This window comes from Dyadobacter soli (assembly GCF_900101885.1).
GTDB lineage: Bacteria > Bacteroidota > Bacteroidia > Cytophagales > Spirosomataceae > Dyadobacter > Dyadobacter soli.
Genome location: NZ_FNAN01000005.1, coordinates 311,773 through 331,015 on the forward strand (window position 1 = coordinate 311,773; position 19,243 = coordinate 331,015).

The window sequence follows — 19,243 nt, forward strand, 5'->3', positions numbered from 1 at the left end:
ATTAAAAGCCGAGATTGATCGAGAAAATGACGGTTTTCGATTTCGGATAACTCAGGTAATCGATACCATATGAGGTAATGCCGGCGATCGAACGGTCGTTGTTAACTTCCGGGTCGTAGCCACTGTATTTCGTCCACAATGCCAGGTTCTGGCCGGTTACCGAAATGCGGGCTGTTTGTACCCATCTGTTAATGCCAAGCTTGGCGGTATTGAGGTTATAGCCCAACACCAGGTTGTTCAGCCTCAGGTAAGCGCCATTTTTGAGATACCTGGTAGAAACCCCCGCCGAGTTGTTCACAGATTCCTCGGTCGATTCGAGCGCTTCCGGTGTCACGTTCACGCCTTTCGATAGTTTCAGTTTGTAGAAGTTCGAGTTGGCGGTATTGTCATACACTTTGTTACCCGCCACACCATTGAAGTTGGCGCTCAGATCAAAGCCTTTGAAGCTGATATTTCCGTTGAAATTGTACATGCGGGTGGGCAATGCGGTACCTGCTACAACGCGGTCGGCATCGTTCACAATGCCGTTACCATCCACATCGCGGAACTTGCTGATGCCGTTTTCGTCGAAACCGATGAACTCTTTCAGAAAGAACGAGCCGATCGCTTCACCGTTGATGTAACCATTGATGGTCGCGGAAGTCAGCCCCGATCCTTGTGCTGAACCCGACGGGATCACGGTATAAGGCGAGTTCTCTACGCGGTTTTTGATGAAAGTAATGTTTCCACCTACCGAATACCGGAGTCCGTTTTCCAATGCATTACGGTAATTAAGCTCGAATTCCATACCCTCGTTAAGGATCTGCATATCAGGCACGTTGGTCCAGAAAGTGCCGGCTGGCTGAACAGGGTCGGCTGGGATTACTTCAAGCAGCATCTTTTCGGATACTTTTCTGAAATAATCGATTTCCCCGCTCAACGCGCCTTTGAACAAACCGAAATCAAGACCTACGTCGGTTTGCTTGGACACTTCCCACTGAATGTTGGGATTGGCCAGACGTGTGTAGGTAGTTCCGCCCGGGAAGGTAGTGCCGCCGTCGAGCGGATAGCTCGCTGTTCCTGAAACCACCGACGTAAACCGCGCCTGGGTGATTTTGGAAGGGATTTCCTGGTTGCCCGTCGATCCCCAGCCTGCACGAAGCTTCAACTCCGAGAATGGCGACGATTTCATGAAAGGTTCTTCCGAGATCCTCCAACCTGCGGAGAATGAAGGGAAAGATCCATATTTGTTATTAGCACCGAATTTGGACGATCCATCGATACGCAACGTGGCGGTGAGCAGGTATTTGTCCTTGAAACCATAGCTCGCACGGCCGAAGAAAGATTGCAGCTCGTTGATCGTCGCGAAACCGCCGGGCTGGTTCAATGCCAATGTGAGATCCTGCCCGAGGCCCGGGTTGTAGATAGGCTCGATGTCGGAAATCGGGAACTTGTTGATGCTGAAATTCCGGCTCTGGATGAAAATGCGTTGGTAGGAATGACCGAGCAACGCCGTGATGCTGTGCATTTTGGTATTCAGCGTGTAAGTCAGGTAGTTTTCGAGCAGCCTGTTGGTATTGCGCAAACCGTAATTTTCCAGACGCCCGTTCTCAGCCGGAATCGTACTCGGCAGCAATTGTTTATCCTGCGTAGCGGTTGAGTTATCGATGCCGAAGTTCAGTTTGTAAACGAGCCCGTCGATAATCTTGACCGATGGCGAAATGCTCGCCAGCACACGATTGGTCGTCAGGAGCTCCTTGTATTGTTGCAAAATGAACAGCGGGTTGGTGAAATCCTCGTAGAGTGCCAGCTGGCCGTCAGCCTTGTAAGGTGCGTAAGTCGGATTGATGGTCAACGCGCTACCGACCGCACCCTGGATGTTGGGGCGCTGGTTTTTGGTATTGGTGGCATTGAGGTTAAAATCCAGTGTCACACGGTCCTCGAACAATTTCTGGGAAAGGTTCACACGGCCGGTGTAACGGTTTTGCTGGTTTCCTTTCAGAATCCCCTGCTGCTTCTGCGATCCGAATGAGGCGTAATAAGTCATCTTTTCGCTGCCGCCGCCAATCGATATATTGTGGTTGTGGGTGGTAGCGGTGCGGAAAATTTCCTTTTGCCAGTCGGTATCGGCTTTTCCGTCGGCTACTGTCGCGCCCAGTTTGGCGGCTTCCGCCAGGAACTCGGGGCCCGAGAGCACATCAATGGGACGCGCCGCGGTGGACAAGCCCAGGCTTCCCGAATAGGTAACCTGCGCCGCGCCCGACTTGCCTTTTTTGGTAGTAATCAAAATAACACCATTCGCACCACGAGCCCCGTAAATAGCTGTGGCAGAGGCGTCTTTCAGTACGTCGATCGACTCGATATCCTGCGGGTTCAGGAAGTTGAGCGGGTTCGCGTCGCCGCCGGTACCGCTGTTGTCGAGCGCCATACCATCCACGACGAACAATGGCGTACTACCTGTACGCACACCGCCCGGACCACGGACCGTGATATTCGTTTTGCCGCCCGGCTCGCCTGTCGCCGAAGTAATATTCACACCGGATACTTTCCCTTGCAGCAATTGCTCGGGAGAGTTGATGATCCCCTGGTTGAATTCAGCGCTTTTCAGCGACTTCACCGATCCGGTAATGTCCTTTTTCGTCGTGCTGCCATAGCCGACCACCACTACCTCACTGAGGTTGGACGCCGATTCTTTCAGCTTGATTTCGATGGAACTGGCATTGCTTTCGGTCAAAAGAAAGTCTTTCAGCGACTGCTTTTCAAAACCGATATAGCTGAATTCCAGGTTGTAACGCTGGCCCGTTTGTAAATTTGCAAAGCTGAAAGAGCCTGATTCATTGGTAGTTGCACCTTGTTTGTTGTTGCCGTTGACATCGGAGATCACGACTGTAACGCCGGGTAACCCCTCGGAGGAACCTTCGGTGGTCACTTTACCGGTAAGCGTAATCTCCTGCAATTTGTTCATGTTGGATTCAACATGCTTTCTGGGCTGGCCTTCGGGAACCGGTATTTCAGCTGCGGCAATGGCGTGGAGGCCGCAAACGGCCGTCACCTGCATAAGGCAGTTTCGGATTATCCCGGTCCTGACTGATAGAGTCGAAGTCTTTCTCATAGTCGTGGATTATTGGATTTTACAGTGAATAGAAAGTTGAGGCAAGATTGATTTTCAGTCATAGAGGAAAATTTGGGTATAATGAGTTACAAGATTACAGATTGTATTTTTAATATAAATAATAGCAATAACTTTATAGTTTATGCAAACGTTTGAAATTCTGTGCAAACGTTTGAAAAAATATAAAGATTAAATAGGATGAAATTAATAGTGCTTTTTGTGGTGTGGGAATGCTGATTTTTAATCATCCCAAAGTCTGATCGGGACTGAAAAAGTTGCATTAAAGCGGCATTTTAACCTAAAAGCGGCGTTGCCACGAACAGTAAATGGAGGAAATGTTCTTCAAGACTTGTTAGATGAGCGCAGGCGGATAGGACGTTGGCGGCAGAATGGGAGTCTCAGGAGAACGGAGAGAAGTAGGAACGAGACGAAGAAATGCTCAGCAGAAAGGTAGCGATACCTCATTCTTAGCGGCTAGGCGGCGGTTTCTGCCGGGACAACTTTCAATGTTAGTCCATGAAGTTTCAGGAGTTCATCCAACTCTTGCTGGCGTTCGGCCAGGAGTTCTTCGTATTGTTTGATCATTAACCATGAATCGCCGGACTCACGATGCATTTGCAGGGTTTGATTGGTGAGTGCCACAAGTTCTATGAGCCGCGACACACGCAATCCCCATTCTTCCAATTCTACTATCATCTGTGGTTTCATGACTCAATAATTTAATTGTATAAATCCTTTCGATTGCCCTTTTCGAGAGTCTTTGACAAAATCGTGCATCCACTGCACAGAATCCAGGTAAGAGTGAACGAACCTTTTGTGATTTCTTGGGAAATCTTTGACGAAATATCCGTCGAGCCGCAGACTTTTCTCCTGGCTTTCCGCTCTCAGATCATTTAGTACACGCTCATTTTGGCTGAAAGTTTTTGCATTTATGAATGTCACAAAATCAATGTCGCCTGGGTTAAGTTTTCTGGTGACAAAGCTTCCGTCTATCCATTGATGAAAATCTTTGCCTATGATTGCGACCAGCTTTTCCATATACATCGAGAAATTCTCAAAGATCACTCGCCTCGTACTGGACCGAGGGAACGCGTCGACGAACTCGGCTTTAAAAGTCGACCAGTCAGTACAGATAATGTCGTAAGGCTTCAAGTTGCCCTGAATGTCAAATTCCAAGTGTGCGGTTTTATTTTTAGGTTAAATATAACCAAAAATAAACCTTTAAACATCCTGCCGCAAGACCTCCAGGGGCGGGCGGGACAAGATGCCGCGGCTATTTAGCAAACCGATGATTACAGTGAGCAAAGAGACAAAAAGGAAGATCAATGCGATCGGCCAGAGTTCAGGGTTGAACTCGGATTCGAAATTGAATTTGGCCAGGCAGAAGCTTCCGATCACGGCGATGAGAATGCCCGTGAATGCGGCGAGGGCGCCGAGGAAGAAGTATTCCAGTGAGGTGATGACGAATATCTGTTTCCGACTCGCGCCTAATGTGCGCAAAAGGACGCTTTCCTGAATGCGCTGGTACTTGCTGATCATGACGGACGCGATGAGCACGATAAGCCCGGTGAGAATGCTGAAACCGGCCATAAAACGGATCACAAAACCGATTTTGTTGAAAATATCATCCAGCACGCGTAGTACCAGGGCGAGGTCGATGATGGAAATATTGGGGTATTGCCTCACCAATGCTTGCTGGAACCGGGCGGAAACAGCCGGATTGGGCACGTGCGTGAGCATAGCGTGAAACTGCGGAGCTTCTTCGAGCACGCCGGTCGGGAATACGACGAGGAAGTTGGTGCGGACCTCACTCCAGTTAACCTCCCGGAAGCTGGAAATGGTGGTAGGCATAATGGTACCCTGCACGTTGAAAACCAGCGTGTCGCCGAGTTCGAGGCGGCTTCTTTCGGCAAAGCCTTGTTCTACCGAAATCGGTATCATTTCCGCAGATGGGTTGTGTTTTCCCTGCCATTTGCCTTTGGTGATTTTTTCGGAAGATGTGGTCGAATCGCGGAAGGTGACGCGGTACTCCCGGCCGAATATGCGGCGTGATTGCTCAGCTGTGGTGTCGCCCTCAAAATCCGCGGCGGCTTTGCCGTTAACTTCCTCCAAACGCATGTTTACAATGGGCACGCTTTGGTTAATAGGCACATTTTGCGCTTTGGCAATGGCGAGTACGCCCTCTCTTTGATGGTTTTGAATGTCGAAAAGCACCATATTGGGCTGATTGCCGCTGCTCGACAGCTTCACGCGGGTAAGCAGGATGGTCTGGATAAAAAAGAGCGTGCAAATCAGCGAAGTGCCCAGGCCGACGGAGACGATGAGAATGGTCGTCTGGTTGTTGGGCCGGTACAAATTGGCAAGGCCCTGACGCCAGAGGTAGCTCCATGAAGTCGGAAAAAAACGGCGCACAAGCCACATCAGCAGACTGGCAATGCCAAAAAGGATCAGGAACGAGGCCAGAATGCTGCCCGTGAAGACCAATGCCTGTATCCAGGTCTGCATTTGAAGGAACGAAAACCCGAAAATGAAGAGGACAATCAGCCCGTACAATGCCCAGCTCACCGCGTCGCGCTCCGGATGAGAGGCGTCCGAGGCCGAGCGGAGTACATTCAGTGGCGACACTTTGCGGATCGATACGAGCGGTGGTAATGCGAAAAGAATGGATATCAGCACGCCAATGGCCAGTCCCTGTCCGATAGCGGACCACGAAATGTCGGTAGTGAGGTCAAACGGAAGGAGATCTTGCAATACCACCGGTAAAAATTGCTGAATTACGGTCCCGAGCAGCGTACCGAGCACAGTACCGATGAGCCCGATGCCGGCGATCTGAATCAGGTAAATCAGGAATGCCTGCGACGCCTTCACGCCCAGACAGCGCAATATCGCGATGGAATTCAGCTTCTCGCGCACATATATATGTATGGCGCTCGCTACGCCTATGCACCCGAGCAGCAGCGCCACGAACCCTACCAACGAGAGGAAGCGGGTCAGGTCGCGGAACGAGCGGCCGGTATCCTCCTTCTGGCTTTGTACAGTATTATAGTCAAGGTCGTACTTCTCGAATTTGGGTTCCAGTGTTTTGACCATCTTTTCGACGTCCGTTTTCGCAGGATATTTGAAATAATACCTGTAACCCACGCGGCTGCCTTTCTGCATAAGTCCCGTCTGGTCCAAAAAACGCATGGGAATGTACACAACCGGCGCAACAGAGGCGGTAATGCCCGTTGCACCCGGCGCTTTTTCGAGGATGCCTGCAATGGCAAAAGTAACCTCTCCGATCCGGATAGAGTCGCCTACCTGCGCGCGGTATTGCAGCATGAGCGTCTGGTCGACCACTGCTTCCTGCCGGTTTCGGAATGTCTGTTCCGCTGACACGGGAATCGTTTCCAGCTTTCCATAATAGGGGAAATCGCCCGCCAATGCTTTTACCTGCGTGAGCCGGCTTCCGCCACCTTTATTAAAATACACCATCGAAGCGAATGCACGTTCCTCCGAGCGCATTTTGCCCAGCGAATCCACGAATGCCATCGCTTTTCCCTCGATTTTTTTACCGCTGTAAATGGACAAATCGGCGCCGATCAGCGTGGCGGCCTGGTTGTCGATATTGTCGCGCAGGTTGTCGCCGAGCGAGTAAATGGCTACGAGCGCGGCGATGCCGAGGATAATGGACGATATGAACAATGCGAGCCGGGCGCGGTTTCTGCGGCTGTCGCGCCAGGCCATTTGTAATAACCAGGGAAAATTGAAAGTATCGGGGTTCATCGGAAATTCAAGGTTAGCTGGCCTCCACAATTTTGCCGCCTTTGATGCGGATAATGCGCTGGGTTTTGGCAGCGAGTTCGAGGTCGTGGGTGACGACCACGAGCGTGGTACCCGCCTCGCGGTTGAGGTCGAAAAGTAGCTTCACCACTTTTTCACTCGTTTCCGCATCGAGGTTACCAGTCGGCTCGTCGGCGAAAAGGATCTGCGGCTGGTTCGAGAATGCCCTTGCCAGCGAAACCCGTTGCTGCTCGCCACCGCTGAGCTGGGTAGGGTAGTGGTGGCCGCGTTCGGCGAGGCCCACTTTGTCGAGCAGGTCGAGCGCGCGGGACTTTATATTCTTTTCACCCCGTAATTCCATGGGTACCATCACATTTTCCAATGCGGTGAGTGTCGGGAGCAATTGAAAATTTTGGAATATAAACCCTACATACTGGTTACGTACCGCCGCGAGCTGATCTTCATTGAGGCCGTTGAGCCGCTTCCCGTGCAGTTCTACGGTGCCGTTTGTAGAGCGGTCGAGCCCGGCGCAGAGGCCGAGGAGCGTCGTCTTACCGCTGCCCGAGGGACCTACGATAGAGACCGTGGAGCCTGTATCGATGGAAAAACTGATACTATCAAGGACTTTGAGGGTGCGGTCGCCGCTTTTATATATTTTACTGACGTCGTGCAGATCGAGTATGGTATTCATCAATCGTTTTTCTTTTATGTTTGCGTCGTGCCTTGGGCATGCAGCTCTGGGCACTTAGCTCAGGCGCGAAAGACCTAATTTGGCTCTTTTCGGGTATTGATTCTCATAAATATAGTTTAAACGGCTTTTAAATGAGAATGAATGGCCCGGTATGCGTTTTTAAAGTGTAAAATTCATTCCACTTCGATAGAGATTATAATGGATATGCGTCGTTTCAAGACATTTTTGGCATTATCGTTACTAACCGCCTCGCTGCTTTCCTGCGGTGACGCGAAAAAAGAAGAGTCGGCGCAAAAGGCCGATTCGACAGCGGCAGCGGCCAAAACGCCTGCTGCGAAAAAGAAAGTCATCGTCTTTTTCGGCAACAGCCTCACCGCAGCATATGGCCTCGACGACCCGTCGCAGGGCTTTGCGGGGCTTATCCAAAAGCGCATTGATTCTTTAGGTCTGAATTACAAAGTTGTTAATGCAGGCGTGAGCGGGGAAACTACCTCCGGTGGAAATAGCCGCATCGACTGGCTGCTCAAACAACCGCTGGATGTTTTTGTACTTGAACTCGGCGGTAACGACGGCCTGCGCGGCATTCCTGTTTCCGAAACCCGCAAAAATTTGCAAGAAATTCTGGATAAGGTAAAAGCCAAATACCCCGACGCCAAGCGCGTGCTCGCCGGCATGCAAATCCCGCCGAATATGGGCCAGAAATATGCCGGTGAATTCAAGGAAGTTTACGCGGATCTGGCCAAAAAGAACAACGTGACGCTCATTCCCTTCCTGCTTGAAGGGGTAGGAGGCGAATCGAAGCTCAACCAGGCCGACGGCATTCACCCCACGGCGGAAGGCCACAAGATCCTCGCCGAGAATGTCTGGATAAGAATTAAAGATTTGTTATAAAATGCAAGAACCCGCTCGATCGAGCGGGTTCTTTTCATTTCAGGCATTGTAAGTTTCATTGCCGTGCAGCTGCCGGGCGCCGTATTTGTTCCAGGCTTCGATAATTTCCATTCGGTCCTCGATGGTCTTTGGTGTGAATGAAATGATCGTTTCGCCCGCCCGGATGCTTGTTTCGAAGGCTTCCGCATGCTCTTTGGGTACTCCGCGGCCGTGTAATGCGCCTACTATGCCTCCCGTAAGCCCGCCCGCGCCTGCACCCGTGAGCGCCGCGAGCAGGGGACCCGCTACCGCAATGCCCAGCCCGGGAATGATCACCGTGCTGCCGATGGCGATCAAAGCCCCGGCGATGGCGCCGGCAGTGCCGCCGATGGCCGAGCCGATGCCCGCATTTTCCATGGTCGTATGCGCGGGTTTTTCCTGGCCGATCTCCTCGTGGTGTATCCGGTGCGTTTCGTCCGAGATAATCACATTGATTTCGTCCGGCTTGTAGCCGCGGTACATCAGTTCGTCGTACGCTTTTTGCGCATCTGAGCGGTTGGAGAATGCGGCATTCACCAGCGAGGGATAATTATATTCGATTGTAGTTTCCATTACGTTGTTTTTTGGTTGAAATAATGCGCGTGACCAAAAAACAACTATGCCAGCCAAGACGTAAAAAAGCCCGAAACGAGTGCTTGCAAACGTTCCGGGCCACAATGCCGTATGGAGGTTTCGCTATACTACCCTGTCGCCACGTATCACACGCAGGATAATCGCAACGACGGCGATAACGAGCAGGATGTGAATGATGTTTCCTAATCCAAAACTTGCAAAGCCGAAATAGCCGATCAGCCACAGGATCACCAGGATCACGGCTATGGTATACAGGAGATTTCCCATTGTTGTAAAATTTTGAGTTAGAGTTAATTTAGAGATACATGGATTATATCAATTTAAATGCCAGCCACTTTCTGGCGTTTCCAAACGTGATATTTCCACGGTTTCTACAATATTTGCGGCGTTCAAGGCTTTTACTCCGACGAGTTGTAGAAAATTTTCTCAAAACTTACGGTAACAGCCGCTCCGCTATCGTCATTCTCTTAATTCCCTTTCAATTCTTTTCCAATGAAAAAAGCATTTCTATCACTCTTTGCATTTGTCCTTTTAACATTAAGTCAGGCGATTGCCGCGCAGGTCGACACCGTGGAGGTGAACAGCGCGGTGATGAAAAAGAACCTGAAAGTAGTCGTGGTACGGCCTGCGGGGTATAATGCAGGCAGAGAATTTCCTGTCGTTTACCTTTTGCACGGTTACAGCGGCAACCATGCCAACTGGATCCAGAAAGCGCCCGGTATCCAGAAAGCCGCCGACCAGTTCAATATGATCATCGTCTGTCCGGACGGCGGTTTCAGCAGCTGGTATTGGGACAGCCCGGTGGACCCGCAGTCGCAGTTCGAGACTTATGTTTCCAAAGAACTCGTTGCCTACGTCGATAAAAACTACAAAACCATCAAAGACCGCAAAGGCCGGGGCATTACGGGGCTGAGCATGGGCGGTCACGGGGCATTCTACCTCGCTTTGAAGCACCAGGATGTGTACGGTACTGCCGGCAGCATGAGCGGCGGCGTGGATATCCGCCCCTTCCCCAACAACTGGGACATGGCCAAGCGCCTGGGCTCTTACGCCGAGCAACCCGAAAGGTGGGAGAAGAATACGGTAATCAATATGCTCCATTTGCTCACTCCCAACTCGCTTTCGCTCATTATCGACTGCGGTACCGAGGATTTCTTCTACGCCGTGAACGAAAACCTGCACCAGCAACTCGAATACCGCAAAATCCCGCACGACTACATTTCCCGCCCGGGCGCGCACAACTGGCCGTATTGGGAGAATGCAGTTCAGCACCAGCTGCTTTTTATGAATACCTATTTCAATAAAAAATAATCCGCAAATCCGTGTCATACGGCTCACTATGAGGTATTTTCTGTTTGCATTGACGCTTCTTTTCACTGTTTTGCCAAAAATATTGCGTGCCCAGGAGGGTAATCAGGCATTGCCCGATCCATTTACATTTAACAATGGGAAAAAGGTAAAGTCTGTCAAGGACTGGGAGCGGAGGCGGAAAGAGATCCTTGAAACCATGACGCGCGAAATGTACGGGGTAGCTCCGGGTCGCCCTAAAAATATGCGTTTCGAAGTTTTCGACCTTGATAAGAATGCATTAGGCGGCAAAGTGACGCGCAAGCAAGTGACGGTGCATATTACGGAAAACGGCAGGGAAGCGAAGTTCGACCTGCTCGTTTACATTCCGAACTCGGCCAAACATCCGGTACCAGCCATTATCGGGCTCAATTTCATCGGTAACCAGGCGATCCATCCCGACCCGGGCATTAAGCTGACCACCGCCTGGGTCGAGAACAGCAGGATGTTCCCCTGCGCCGTGGATGGTAAGGCAACGGACGCATGCCGTGGTGTGAATGCCTCGCAGTGGGCTGTGGACAGCATTCTCGCACGCGGGTACGCGCTCGTGACGCTCTACCGCGAGGAAATCGCTTCCGACCGTAAGGCACAGGCATTTCAAACCGGCATTCACCCATTGTACCCCGGGTTGCAGCAGCGCGAGGACAATTTCGGTACCGTGGCCGCCTGGGCCTGGGCTTTGAGCCGTGGGTTGGATTACCTCGAAACGGACGAGGATATCGACGCCAAACGTGTGGCGGTGTTCGGTTTTTCGCGGTTGGGCAAGGCGGCGCTCTGGGCCGGTGCAACGGATCGCCGGTTTGCAGCCGTACTGAGCAATGAATCGGGCGCAGGTGGAGGCAAGCAGTTCCGGCGCGGGGTGGGGGAAGACATTAACCGGCTTTGCACGGCATTTCCGCATTGGTTTGCACGGAGTTTCGCCCAATATAAAGGCAAGGACACGGAGCTGCCGTTCGATCAGCATTTCGTCCTTTCGCTCATTGCTCCAAGACCTGTTTACCTGGCAACGGCGGAAGACGACAAGAATTCAGACCCCCAGGGAGAGTTTGCTACCGCGCGGGCGGCGGATGCAGTGTACCGGTTTTTGGGAACGAACGGTTTACCCGACGGCCCGTTTCCGGCGCTGAATCAGCCTCTGGCGGGCCAAATAGGGTTTCATATCCGACCGGGCGGGCACGATGTTAAAATGTTCGACTGGATACAGATATTAAATTTCTCTGATTTACATTTGCAAAAATAGACCGAACCTAATATTTAATTTTACTATTCAGCTAAATGAGCAACCAATCGTCTGCCGGCACCGTTCACGCCTCCCCGCCCAAGTTCACCGACAAAAAATACCTAATCACCCTGGTCTTCGTAACCTCCCTTTTCATGTTCTGGGGGATTGCCATTACGATGGGGGACGTGCTCAACAAACACTTTCAACACGTTTTAAGTCTGACCAAAACACAATCCGCATTTGTGCAATTCGCGATCTTCGGGGCTTATGGTGTGATGGGGATCCCGGCGGGGTTATTCATGAAGCGTTTTGGCTATAAAAACGGCGTTCTTTTCGGACTGACGCTCTTTGCTGTCGGTTCGTTTTTGTTTGTTCCGGCTGCTGCTGCGGCTTCATTTCCATTCTTTGGAGGAGCGTTGTTCATTCTGGGCTGCGGTCTTTCCACCTTGGAAACGGTTGCCCACCCGTTTGTCGCGTCGCTGGGAGATCAGCGTACGAGTGACATGCGTATCAATTTTGCCCAGGCATTTAATGCATTGGGTACAATTATCGGACCGGCCGTTGGTTCTTATTTTTTGTTGAGAAATAATGTGGAAGGCAGTACGGACCTTACTTCGGTAAAAACATTGTACATCGTCATAGGAAGTGTGATTGCTACGATCGCGGTATTGTTTTCATTTGTTAAAGTACCGGCACTTATCGATCCCCACGGAGCCGTAGATCCTGCTGTTGCCAATGTGGACACGCATCCGGAGAGAGGCCTTTTCCAGCACAGACATTTCAAATGGGCAGTTTTGGCGCAATTTTTCAACGTAGCTGCACAAGCCGGTACGTGGGCGTTTTTTATTAACTACGGTCACGAGAAAATGGGTTTCTCCGACGCTGTGGCTGGTAACTACATGATCATTTTCTTCGTATTGATGCTTACAGGCCGTTTCGTGGGTACATTCCTCATGCGTTTTATTGCACCACATTCTTTACTAGCGATTTTTGCTGCATGTAATATTGTAATGTGCCTGATTATCGCGCAAAGCCTTGGCTGGCCATCATTTATCGCATTGCTGATGCTGAACTTCTTTTTCAGCATCATGTTCCCAACCATTTTTAGTCTCGGATTGAAAAACCTGGGCGCACATACGCAGCAGGCTTCTTCATTTATTTCAATGGGTGTCGTGGGCGGCGCGTTCTTCCCATTCGCCATGGGCGCGGTGGCGGAAACAAACGTGGCGCATGCCTACTACCTTCCCATCATCTGTTATGCGGTGATCTTCCTGTTTGGTTACAAATATTATAAAGTGCTTTAAAAACTTCGGCAGTCGGCTTTCGGCTGCCGTTTTCTTTTTTTATTGATCCAATCTTTAGTTTAGCAATAATAGAATGAAACTCTGGGGAATCGACTTAGGAGGTACTAAAATAGAATGTGCAGTGCTGGATCCCGAAAGGAATCTGGAAGTGGTGGTGCGGATGCGCGTGCCGACGGAATCGGTCAACGGCTACGACCATATCCTGTCGCAGATCAAGAAGCTGATAGACATGGTGGCGGACCAGGTGGGCGAGCGGCCGCGTAAAATCGGATTCGCGACGCCGGGCGTGCTCGAACCGGATTCGCAATTGATGAAAAACTCCAACACGACCTGCCTCAACGGAATGCCGTTGAAGACCGATCTTGAAAAAATACTGGGCGTGCCCTGCGAGCTGGCGAATGATGCGAACTGTTTCGCATTGGCCGAAGCATTGATGGGCGCGGGCAAGGATTACCACGGGGCGGAAGTCGTTTTCGGGGTGATTATGGGTACCGGCGTCGGCGGCGGGCTTGTGGTGAACAACAAGATCATCGGCGGGCACCACGGTATCGGCGGTGAATGGGGGCACAATATCCTCGAAGAAGGCGGCGACCCATGCTATTGCGGCAAAGCTGGCTGCGTGGAGCAGGTAATCGCCGGTCCTGCATTGGAGCGCCATTACGAGAAACTGAGCGGCGAGAAAGTTTCAATGAAAACCGTCCTGGAAAGATACCACGCAGGCAACGACGAGCACGCGAAAGCGACCATCGAGCGCCTGCTGGAATATTATGGCCGGGCCATTTCGACGCTCATCAACGTGATCGACCCCAATCTGATCGTGATCGGTGGCGGCGTAGGGAATATCGACCTGCTTTATACCGCCGGTTACGAGCGTATCCGCAAGTATATTTTTAACAAAGGAATTGTCACCACGCCGATCGTGAAGCCTAAACTGGGCGATAGCGCGGGCGTTTTCGGGGCTGCATTGCTCTGATCCGCTTTCCATGATCCAGGTCCCGGCAGTTCTCAGCATTTTGTTGAGATTGTCGGGATTTTTGTTGCGTTTTGTTGAAGGTATATAGGCAGTAAATCAGTAATTTATATGGCTTCTTAGCTCAGTTGTCATCAACTCGCATTAGTCATGTATACCACTACCACCAGCACCCTCACCAACCGCATACGGTCGATCGACACCGTGCGCGGCCTGATCATCATCATCATGGCCCTCGACCACGTGCGCGATTTCTTTCACATTGCCGGAGCCACCGGCGATCCGACGGACCTCGCTACCACCACGCCCGCATTGTTTTTCACACGATGGATCACGCATTACTGTGCGCCGAGTTTCATGATGCTTTCGGGGTTGTCGGCCTATTTATCGGGCCAGAACAAAACCGCAGCCGAGAAATCGTCCTTCCTGATCAAGCGCGGTTTCTGGCTTATCCTGGTGGAAATGGTGTTTATGACATTCGCATTCACATTCGATATTTATTACAAAACCCTCTTTTTCGCCGTATTCTGGGCGCTGGGCGGGGCGATGATCGTACTGGGCGTTGCCGTCCGGTTTGCGTCACCTAAAACGATCCTGATACTCGGACTGGCGCTGGTACTGGGGCATAACCTGCTGGATTATGTGAAGTTGCAGGAAAATTCTGTCGGGGACATCCTGCTGCGCATATTCTTCACCGGTAGAGGCACATTCCTCCCGCGGCCCGACGGCGGCGCAATCGTCTTTCTGTACGTGATTTTCCCGTGGGCAGGCATTATGATGTCCGGCTATGGCCTGGGTATGCTTTTCAACCGCAATGCAGACCCCGCACGCCGCAGGAAGCTGCTTTTGCTCACAGGAGCCGCGCTGACGGTACTGTTTGTGGTTTTGAGATTGATCAACGGCTATGGCGACCCGGTACCCTGGTCGACGCAGGATACGGGCGTCAAGACTTTCATGTCCTTTTTCAATGTCACCAAATATCCGCCTTCGCTGTTCTTCACATTCATGACCCAGGGGCCGATACTCATTCTGCTGGCCCTTACCGAGCATACCGACAATGCATTCAGCCGCATTTGCACGGTTTACGGCCGGGTACCATTCTTCTTTTTTCTCGTGCATTTTTACGTGATCCACATCATGACCATGGTGATCGTGTTCCTCTCCGGCTATACCTGGAAGCAGGCTACGGACGATAGTCTTTTCTTCAAATTCCGGCCAAACGAGTTCGGCTACCCTCTCGGGCAGACCTACCTGATCTGGATTTTGATCGTCGTCGCGCTGTACTTGCCGTGCAAGTGGTACGGCGAATACCGGGCGCGGAAGAGAACCTGGTGGCTCAGCTATTTGTAAACTATTATTTAATTTAAATACACACTTTCATGAAGCATCTTTTGCTCCTGTTTTGCTTTCTAACACCTATTCTAACCAATGCACAAGCGCCGGAGGAAAACTACCCGGTAGATCCCGCCTCGGAGGAACACGCTGGCGTGCCCAAGGGTGAAGTTCTAAAATTTGTGTTTGATCAATCCAAAATCTTTCCCGGTACGTGGCGCGAGTACTGGGTGTATGTGCCCGCGCAATACAAGCCCGATACGCCCGCGTGCGTATACGTGAACCAGGACGGCATTCAATGGAAGGCACCGACGGTATTCGATAACCTCATTCACCAGAAGGAAATGCCGGTCACAATCGGGGTGTTTGTGATGCACGGGCGCGTGAAAGCCGCCGATCCCAATGCGGCCAACGACCGTTTCAACCGGAGTTTCGAATACGACGGCCTGGGCGATGCCTATGCGCGGTTTATCCTCGAAGAAATCCTGCCGGAAGTGGAAAAGCAGAAAACCAGCGACGGCCGTGCAATCCGCCTTTCGAAAAACGGTAACGACCGCGCGATAGGAGGTTCCAGCAGCGGAGCCGTGTGTGCATTCACCGCCGCGTGGGAACGCCCCGATGCATTTTCACGTGTTTTCAGTGCGATAGGGACTTATGTAGGCCTCCGCGGCGCGGACCGTTACCCGACATTGCTCCGAAAAGTCGAGCCCAAACCCATTCGCATTTACATGCAGGATGGTGCCAACGACCTGAATATCTACGCCGGCGACTGGTGGATGGCGAATCAAACGATGCTGCGCGCGCTGACATTTGCCGGTTACGAGGTGAAACATCAGTGGGGCGAGGGCGGTCACAACGGCAAACAGGGAACGTCGCTGTTTCCCGAGGCGATGCGGTATTTGTGGAAAGGCTGGCCGCAACCGGTCAAGATAGGGCAGTCTCAGAATGCATTTCTCTCGGCATTGCTGATGGACGGGGAGGAATGGAAGGAGACCAAAGATAAAATGCCTGCATCGGCGACGACGGCGCTTTCTCCTGATCACACATTGGTTTACACCGCCGACCCGCTTTCGCATTGGGTATATTCGGCCCAGATTCAATCAGGCGGTAAGCAGGCATACAAGCAGCGGTTCGGATGGCTGCACGTGCCCGATACCGAGGACAATACCGGCGCAGGGAACATCATTTGCGATCGCGAGGGCCGTATTTATGTGGCTACGAATATGGGCGTTCAGATCCTCGATCAGACTGGCCGGGTGAATGCTATCCTGCCTTCACCAGTAGCAGGTGCGGTAACGAAAATAGCATTCGGCGGTGCCGGTTTTGATATACTTTATATTCATACAAAAGGCAAAACGTACAGCCGAAAACTGAAAACCCGGGGCGCTAACCAGGCGGAAGCGCCCAATAAGCCGGACGCTCCCAAATTGTAGTGTTATCCGTTGAGGAAAATGGCCAGGACGATCAGTAACCCGGCGACGAGGCTTATCGAACCGGCAAACGGGAAGAAATAAATGAATTCAATGGCGCCCATGGCCACGTAACCGATCCCGATGGGTGTGAGCACGTTTCGGGCAATGTCGTGATTGCTGTCGGAATACCGGGCGGCCGACAGGATCAGCGCTATCGACATACCATATACGACGAACAGGATGAGGCCGTAGCCTTCGAAGTAATCGCCCATACTCCGCATGACACCCATGAACTCGAATTTGGGGCCGGTCATCTGCCTGATCACCTCTTGTTTGACGGGATCAGGGGTTTCTTTCCATGAAAAGTGGCCGAAAAAATGCCCGATTAAATGTACAAGGATACACAGCGCGGAAAGGCGCAGCAGGAGTCTGGGTTTCATAAGGGGTAGCGTTAGATTTAGTTTACCATTCCATCACAATACTTTCGAACTCCGCGAGGCGGGCGAGCGAGAAATGGATCGTTCCGTCTTTCCAGGTGAAATTCAAAGGCTTGTGACTCGTCAAAGTAAATACTTTTTGCGGTTTTTTCGCCAGCCTGATCCTGAATTGTAAATCGGTCACAGGTAATGGGTCGAAATAGGTATTTCCACTGAAACCGGTAAGGTTGATCAAATGCAGAATCTGGCCGTCAGACGTGTTTTTTGACCGATTTTCAGGCGTGTTTTTCGTGAATTCTTGCAATACCGTTTCGACCCGCGCGGGCGCATTTGTCTCGAAATTTTGTGCGATTTCGGGTAGCATGTGGCGGACCATATCCAGCAAAAGGTTTTTGTGTTCCTGATAGCCGTGCATGTAGTAGATCCTGCCCAGGTTAATGGGGAAAATCGCGGCTTTACTGGTCGGGTGGTTTTTAATACCCAATGCAAAATAACCGGTGCGATCGTGGCCCCCGATGATTTCAGGCGGGCCGGGACGACCTTTGGCCAGAACGGGAAGCAGTTTCTGATCCGCACCCGACAGGTCGTAAAGTCCGAGGTTGAACTTCCAGAAAAGCATACTTTGCCCTTTGAAACTCTTGAAAATGCTCCGGTCGTCGGGTACGAGGTAGTTACCCGCGCCGTCGTTGTCCTTTTTCTCGATTTTCGCGCCAAAAAGCGATAGTAATGCCTCCGGATTATCCCACAATGCGCGGTTGGTGGCGATCAGGTTTGTGCCTTGCCGGCTGGCTTCTTTCAGTATCCGGACCGCTTCCGGTTTCAGGTAGGTGATTTCGGGAAGGATAATCAGTTTGTAACCTTTTACTTTCTGTTCCAAATTGGCAATCTGCCCGTCTTCCACGATATCGAACGGAATATGCGCCTCGCGGAGCATGAGCTGAATGCCCCGGTATTCCTGCATCGGTTCGCCATTCGGCCAGGCGCCGGGGGCAATGACGGCTACTTTGGCAACCGATTTGTATTTGCCGAAATAGGCCTCATTCTTTTTGTGAAAACCATAAACCTCCTTGAAAACAGGGTAGTTACGCTCGTCCTCATATCCGCGCATATCGCCCATCATGCTCATATCCAGGCCCGAGCCGTTGGCGATATTCTCGTACAGCCGAATCCGCGTTTCCTCCGGCTCCACGGCATTGTACCGCGACTGGAACGAAATCTGCTGAATGCTCGCATTGCTGATAATGTGGTCGGGAAACGAATTGACTGCATTACCGACATTGTCCGAAGCCGTGTAAGGCCAATAAGGCAGGCTGGTCATACTTTGCGACTCGTGGCGGATGATATCCACGAATTTGTCGGAATAGGTACAGATCGCGATCTGCTCGTTTTGGGATTTAACCAGTTTGTGCAGTCGCTCCGACCAGTCTTCGACAGTTACTTTTTTGAATTCGAGGTATTGCTGAAAAAGCGGGTCCGCTTTGTTTTCCTCGACAGGCAGTGTCTTACCGCCGCTGAATTCCGCGAAACGCTTTTTGTCAAAGTCATTCTGATCGATGCCGTGGTATTTCCCCTCGTAAGGATTATTGACCTGGTAGCCGGGCATATTCAGGAAAATGCCGTCGATCGGAAACGTGTTAATCACTTCCTCGATGATTCTGAATGCCTTATCCTGCACATAGGGCGCGTTGATCGACACTACATACATATCGGTATTGATAATGCGTTCACCTTTTGGGGAAATGTAGCACCAGTCGGGATGCGCCTTGAAAATGCTCTCGTGCACGCGGCTGAAATCGAAGCGGACGATTACCTTAATGCTTTTTTCATGACATTTCCGGACGACATCGGCTAGCACGTTGTTGTCTTTCAGGTAGGGGTTCCGGTAGTGAAAATCCAGTTTAGTAGGGTAAAAAGCCATAATGCCGCCTGCATTGATCAGCAGCGTATTAGCAGAACAGTTTACAAGATCGGTAACAATGGAATCCGCATTGATCGTCGCCGCCTCGTAAGCGGGGAGGTTCATCTGGATTACCCTCAGGTTGTTGCGTTTCCACCAAAGGTCGGCTTTGTTTTGCGCCAGGAGACAAGTTGCATTGAAAAGAAAGTATAAGAGTAAAATGCGGATTCTCATGCCGGATTGAATGGTTTGGTGGAAAAGAGCCGTGCTGTACG

16 protein-coding genes are annotated in these 19,243 nt (G+C 51.3%); 7 read left to right on the forward strand and 9 right to left on the reverse strand.

Features of this window, described 5'->3' with window-relative positions; translation table 11 throughout:
* Position 1: 1 nt before the first annotated feature.
* From BLQ88_RS09725 to BLQ88_RS09745, 5 genes are all read right to left on the reverse strand, one after another.
* Complete coding sequence (locus BLQ88_RS09725) at positions 2–3,037, reverse strand: SusC/RagA family TonB-linked outer membrane protein (protein WP_090148785.1); 3,036 nt, start codon at positions 3,035–3,037, stop codon at positions 2–4.
* 528 nt (positions 3,038–3,565) lie between these two features.
* On the reverse strand, positions 3,566–3,799 hold the full coding sequence (locus BLQ88_RS09730) for a hypothetical protein (RefSeq protein ID WP_090148787.1): 234 nt from the start codon (positions 3,797–3,799) through the stop codon (positions 3,566–3,568).
* Between the two features lie 3 nt (positions 3,800–3,802).
* A complete protein-coding gene (locus BLQ88_RS09735) occupies positions 3,803–4,267 on the reverse strand; it encodes a DUF6932 family protein (RefSeq protein WP_090148788.1) in 465 nt (154 codons plus the stop codon).
* 45 nt (positions 4,268–4,312) lie between these two features.
* On the reverse strand, positions 4,313–6,856 hold the full coding sequence (locus BLQ88_RS09740) for an ABC transporter permease (protein ID WP_090148790.1): 2,544 nt from the start codon (positions 6,854–6,856) through the stop codon (positions 4,313–4,315).
* A 13-nt stretch (positions 6,857–6,869) separates the two neighbouring features.
* Positions 6,870–7,544 (reverse strand): ABC transporter ATP-binding protein, encoded by a 675-nt coding sequence (locus BLQ88_RS09745; RefSeq protein ID WP_090148791.1) that lies wholly within the window; start codon positions 7,542–7,544, stop codon positions 6,870–6,872.
* 198 nt (positions 7,545–7,742) lie between these two features.
* On the opposite strand from BLQ88_RS09745, the gene BLQ88_RS09750 reads away from it, so the two are divergent.
* Complete coding sequence (locus BLQ88_RS09750) at positions 7,743–8,435, forward strand: arylesterase (protein ID WP_176884960.1); 693 nt, start codon at positions 7,743–7,745, stop codon at positions 8,433–8,435.
* A 39-nt stretch (positions 8,436–8,474) separates the two neighbouring features.
* Here BLQ88_RS09750 and BLQ88_RS09755 read toward each other — a convergent pair whose 3' ends face one another.
* Both BLQ88_RS09755 and BLQ88_RS36415 read right to left on the reverse strand, forming a co-directional pair.
* Positions 8,475–9,026, reverse strand: a complete 552-nt coding sequence (locus BLQ88_RS09755) for a hypothetical protein (protein ID WP_090148794.1) — start codon at positions 9,024–9,026, stop codon at positions 8,475–8,477.
* Between the two features lie 123 nt (positions 9,027–9,149).
* Positions 9,150–9,314 carry a lmo0937 family membrane protein gene (locus BLQ88_RS36415; protein ID WP_019944387.1) on the reverse strand — a complete coding sequence of 55 codons (165 nt, stop codon included), beginning with the start codon at positions 9,312–9,314 and terminating at the stop codon, positions 9,150–9,152.
* A gap of 225 nt (positions 9,315–9,539) precedes the next feature.
* Between BLQ88_RS36415 and BLQ88_RS09760 the strand changes: the two genes are divergently transcribed.
* From BLQ88_RS09760 to BLQ88_RS09785, 6 genes are all read left to right on the forward strand, one after another.
* Entirely contained in the window at positions 9,540–10,358 is an 819-nt protein-coding gene (locus BLQ88_RS09760; protein ID WP_090148795.1) for an alpha/beta hydrolase, read from the forward strand.
* A gap of 28 nt (positions 10,359–10,386) precedes the next feature.
* Positions 10,387–11,634, forward strand: coding sequence for a glucuronyl esterase domain-containing protein (locus BLQ88_RS09765; protein ID WP_090148796.1), 1,248 nt, complete (start codon positions 10,387–10,389; stop codon positions 11,632–11,634).
* A gap of 35 nt (positions 11,635–11,669) precedes the next feature.
* A complete protein-coding gene (gene fucP / locus BLQ88_RS09770) occupies positions 11,670–12,920 on the forward strand; it encodes an L-fucose:H+ symporter permease (RefSeq protein WP_090148798.1) in 1,251 nt (416 codons plus the stop codon).
* Between the two features lie 73 nt (positions 12,921–12,993).
* Positions 12,994–13,893 (forward strand): ROK family protein, encoded by a 900-nt coding sequence (locus BLQ88_RS09775; RefSeq protein ID WP_090148799.1) that lies wholly within the window; start codon positions 12,994–12,996, stop codon positions 13,891–13,893.
* Between the two features lie 147 nt (positions 13,894–14,040).
* Positions 14,041–15,240 carry an acetyltransferase domain-containing protein gene (locus tag BLQ88_RS09780; RefSeq protein ID WP_090148801.1) on the forward strand — a complete coding sequence of 400 codons (1,200 nt, stop codon included), beginning with the start codon at positions 14,041–14,043 and terminating at the stop codon, positions 15,238–15,240.
* Positions 15,241–15,269: 29 nt separating this feature from the next.
* A complete protein-coding gene (locus BLQ88_RS09785) occupies positions 15,270–16,655 on the forward strand; it encodes an SMP-30/gluconolactonase/LRE family protein (protein ID WP_090148802.1) in 1,386 nt (461 codons plus the stop codon).
* Between the two features lie 2 nt (positions 16,656–16,657).
* Here the strand turns inward: BLQ88_RS09785 and BLQ88_RS09790 are convergent, their stop codons facing one another.
* Together BLQ88_RS09790 and BLQ88_RS09795 are read right to left on the reverse strand one after the other, a co-directional pair.
* A complete protein-coding gene (locus BLQ88_RS09790; protein WP_090148804.1) occupies positions 16,658–17,074 on the reverse strand; it encodes an LIC_13387 family protein in 417 nt (138 codons plus the stop codon).
* A 22-nt stretch (positions 17,075–17,096) separates the two neighbouring features.
* The gene (locus BLQ88_RS09795) at positions 17,097–19,202 is read right to left on the reverse strand and encodes an alpha-amylase family protein (RefSeq protein WP_090148982.1); all 2,106 of its coding nucleotides are present in this window, start codon (positions 19,200–19,202) and stop codon (positions 17,097–17,099) included.
* Positions 19,203–19,243: the final 41 nt, after the last annotated feature.

Bases quoted from the DNA above. Each gene is read 5' to 3' on its own strand.
- BLQ88_RS09750 (WP_176884960.1), top strand. From the start codon at position 7,743: ATGGATATGCGTCGTTTCAAGACATTTTTGGCATTATCGTTACTAACC.
- BLQ88_RS09765 (WP_090148796.1), top strand. From the start codon at position 10,387: ATGAGGTATTTTCTGTTTGCATTGACGCTTCTTTTCACTGTTTTGCCA.
- BLQ88_RS09785 (WP_090148802.1), top strand. From the start codon at position 15,270: ATGAAGCATCTTTTGCTCCTGTTTTGCTTTCTAACACCTATTCTAACC.
- BLQ88_RS09755 (WP_090148794.1), bottom strand. From the start codon at position 9,026: ATGGAAACTACAATCGAATATAATTATCCCTCGCTGGTGAATGCCGCA.
- BLQ88_RS09795 (WP_090148982.1), bottom strand. From the start codon at position 19,202: ATGAGAATCCGCATTTTACTCTTATACTTTCTTTTCAATGCAACTTGT.
- BLQ88_RS09730 (WP_090148787.1), bottom strand. From the start codon at position 3,799: ATGAAACCACAGATGATAGTAGAATTGGAAGAATGGGGATTGCGTGTG.
- BLQ88_RS09740 (WP_090148790.1), bottom strand. From the start codon at position 6,856: ATGAACCCCGATACTTTCAATTTTCCCTGGTTATTACAAATGGCCTGG.
- BLQ88_RS09745 (WP_090148791.1), bottom strand. From the start codon at position 7,544: ATGAATACCATACTCGATCTGCACGACGTCAGTAAAATATATAAAAGC.
- BLQ88_RS09760 (WP_090148795.1), top strand. From the start codon at position 9,540: ATGAAAAAAGCATTTCTATCACTCTTTGCATTTGTCCTTTTAACATTA.
- BLQ88_RS09780 (WP_090148801.1), top strand. From the start codon at position 14,041: ATGTATACCACTACCACCAGCACCCTCACCAACCGCATACGGTCGATC.
- BLQ88_RS09725 (WP_090148785.1), bottom strand. From the start codon at position 3,037: ATGCAGGTGACGGCCGTTTGCGGCCTCCACGCCATTGCCGCAGCTGAA.
- fucP (WP_090148798.1), top strand. From the start codon at position 11,670: ATGAGCAACCAATCGTCTGCCGGCACCGTTCACGCCTCCCCGCCCAAG.
- BLQ88_RS09790 (WP_090148804.1), bottom strand. From the start codon at position 17,074: ATGAAACCCAGACTCCTGCTGCGCCTTTCCGCGCTGTGTATCCTTGTA.
- BLQ88_RS09775 (WP_090148799.1), top strand. From the start codon at position 12,994: ATGAAACTCTGGGGAATCGACTTAGGAGGTACTAAAATAGAATGTGCA.
- BLQ88_RS36415 (WP_019944387.1), bottom strand. From the start codon at position 9,314: ATGGGAAATCTCCTGTATACCATAGCCGTGATCCTGGTGATCCTGTGG.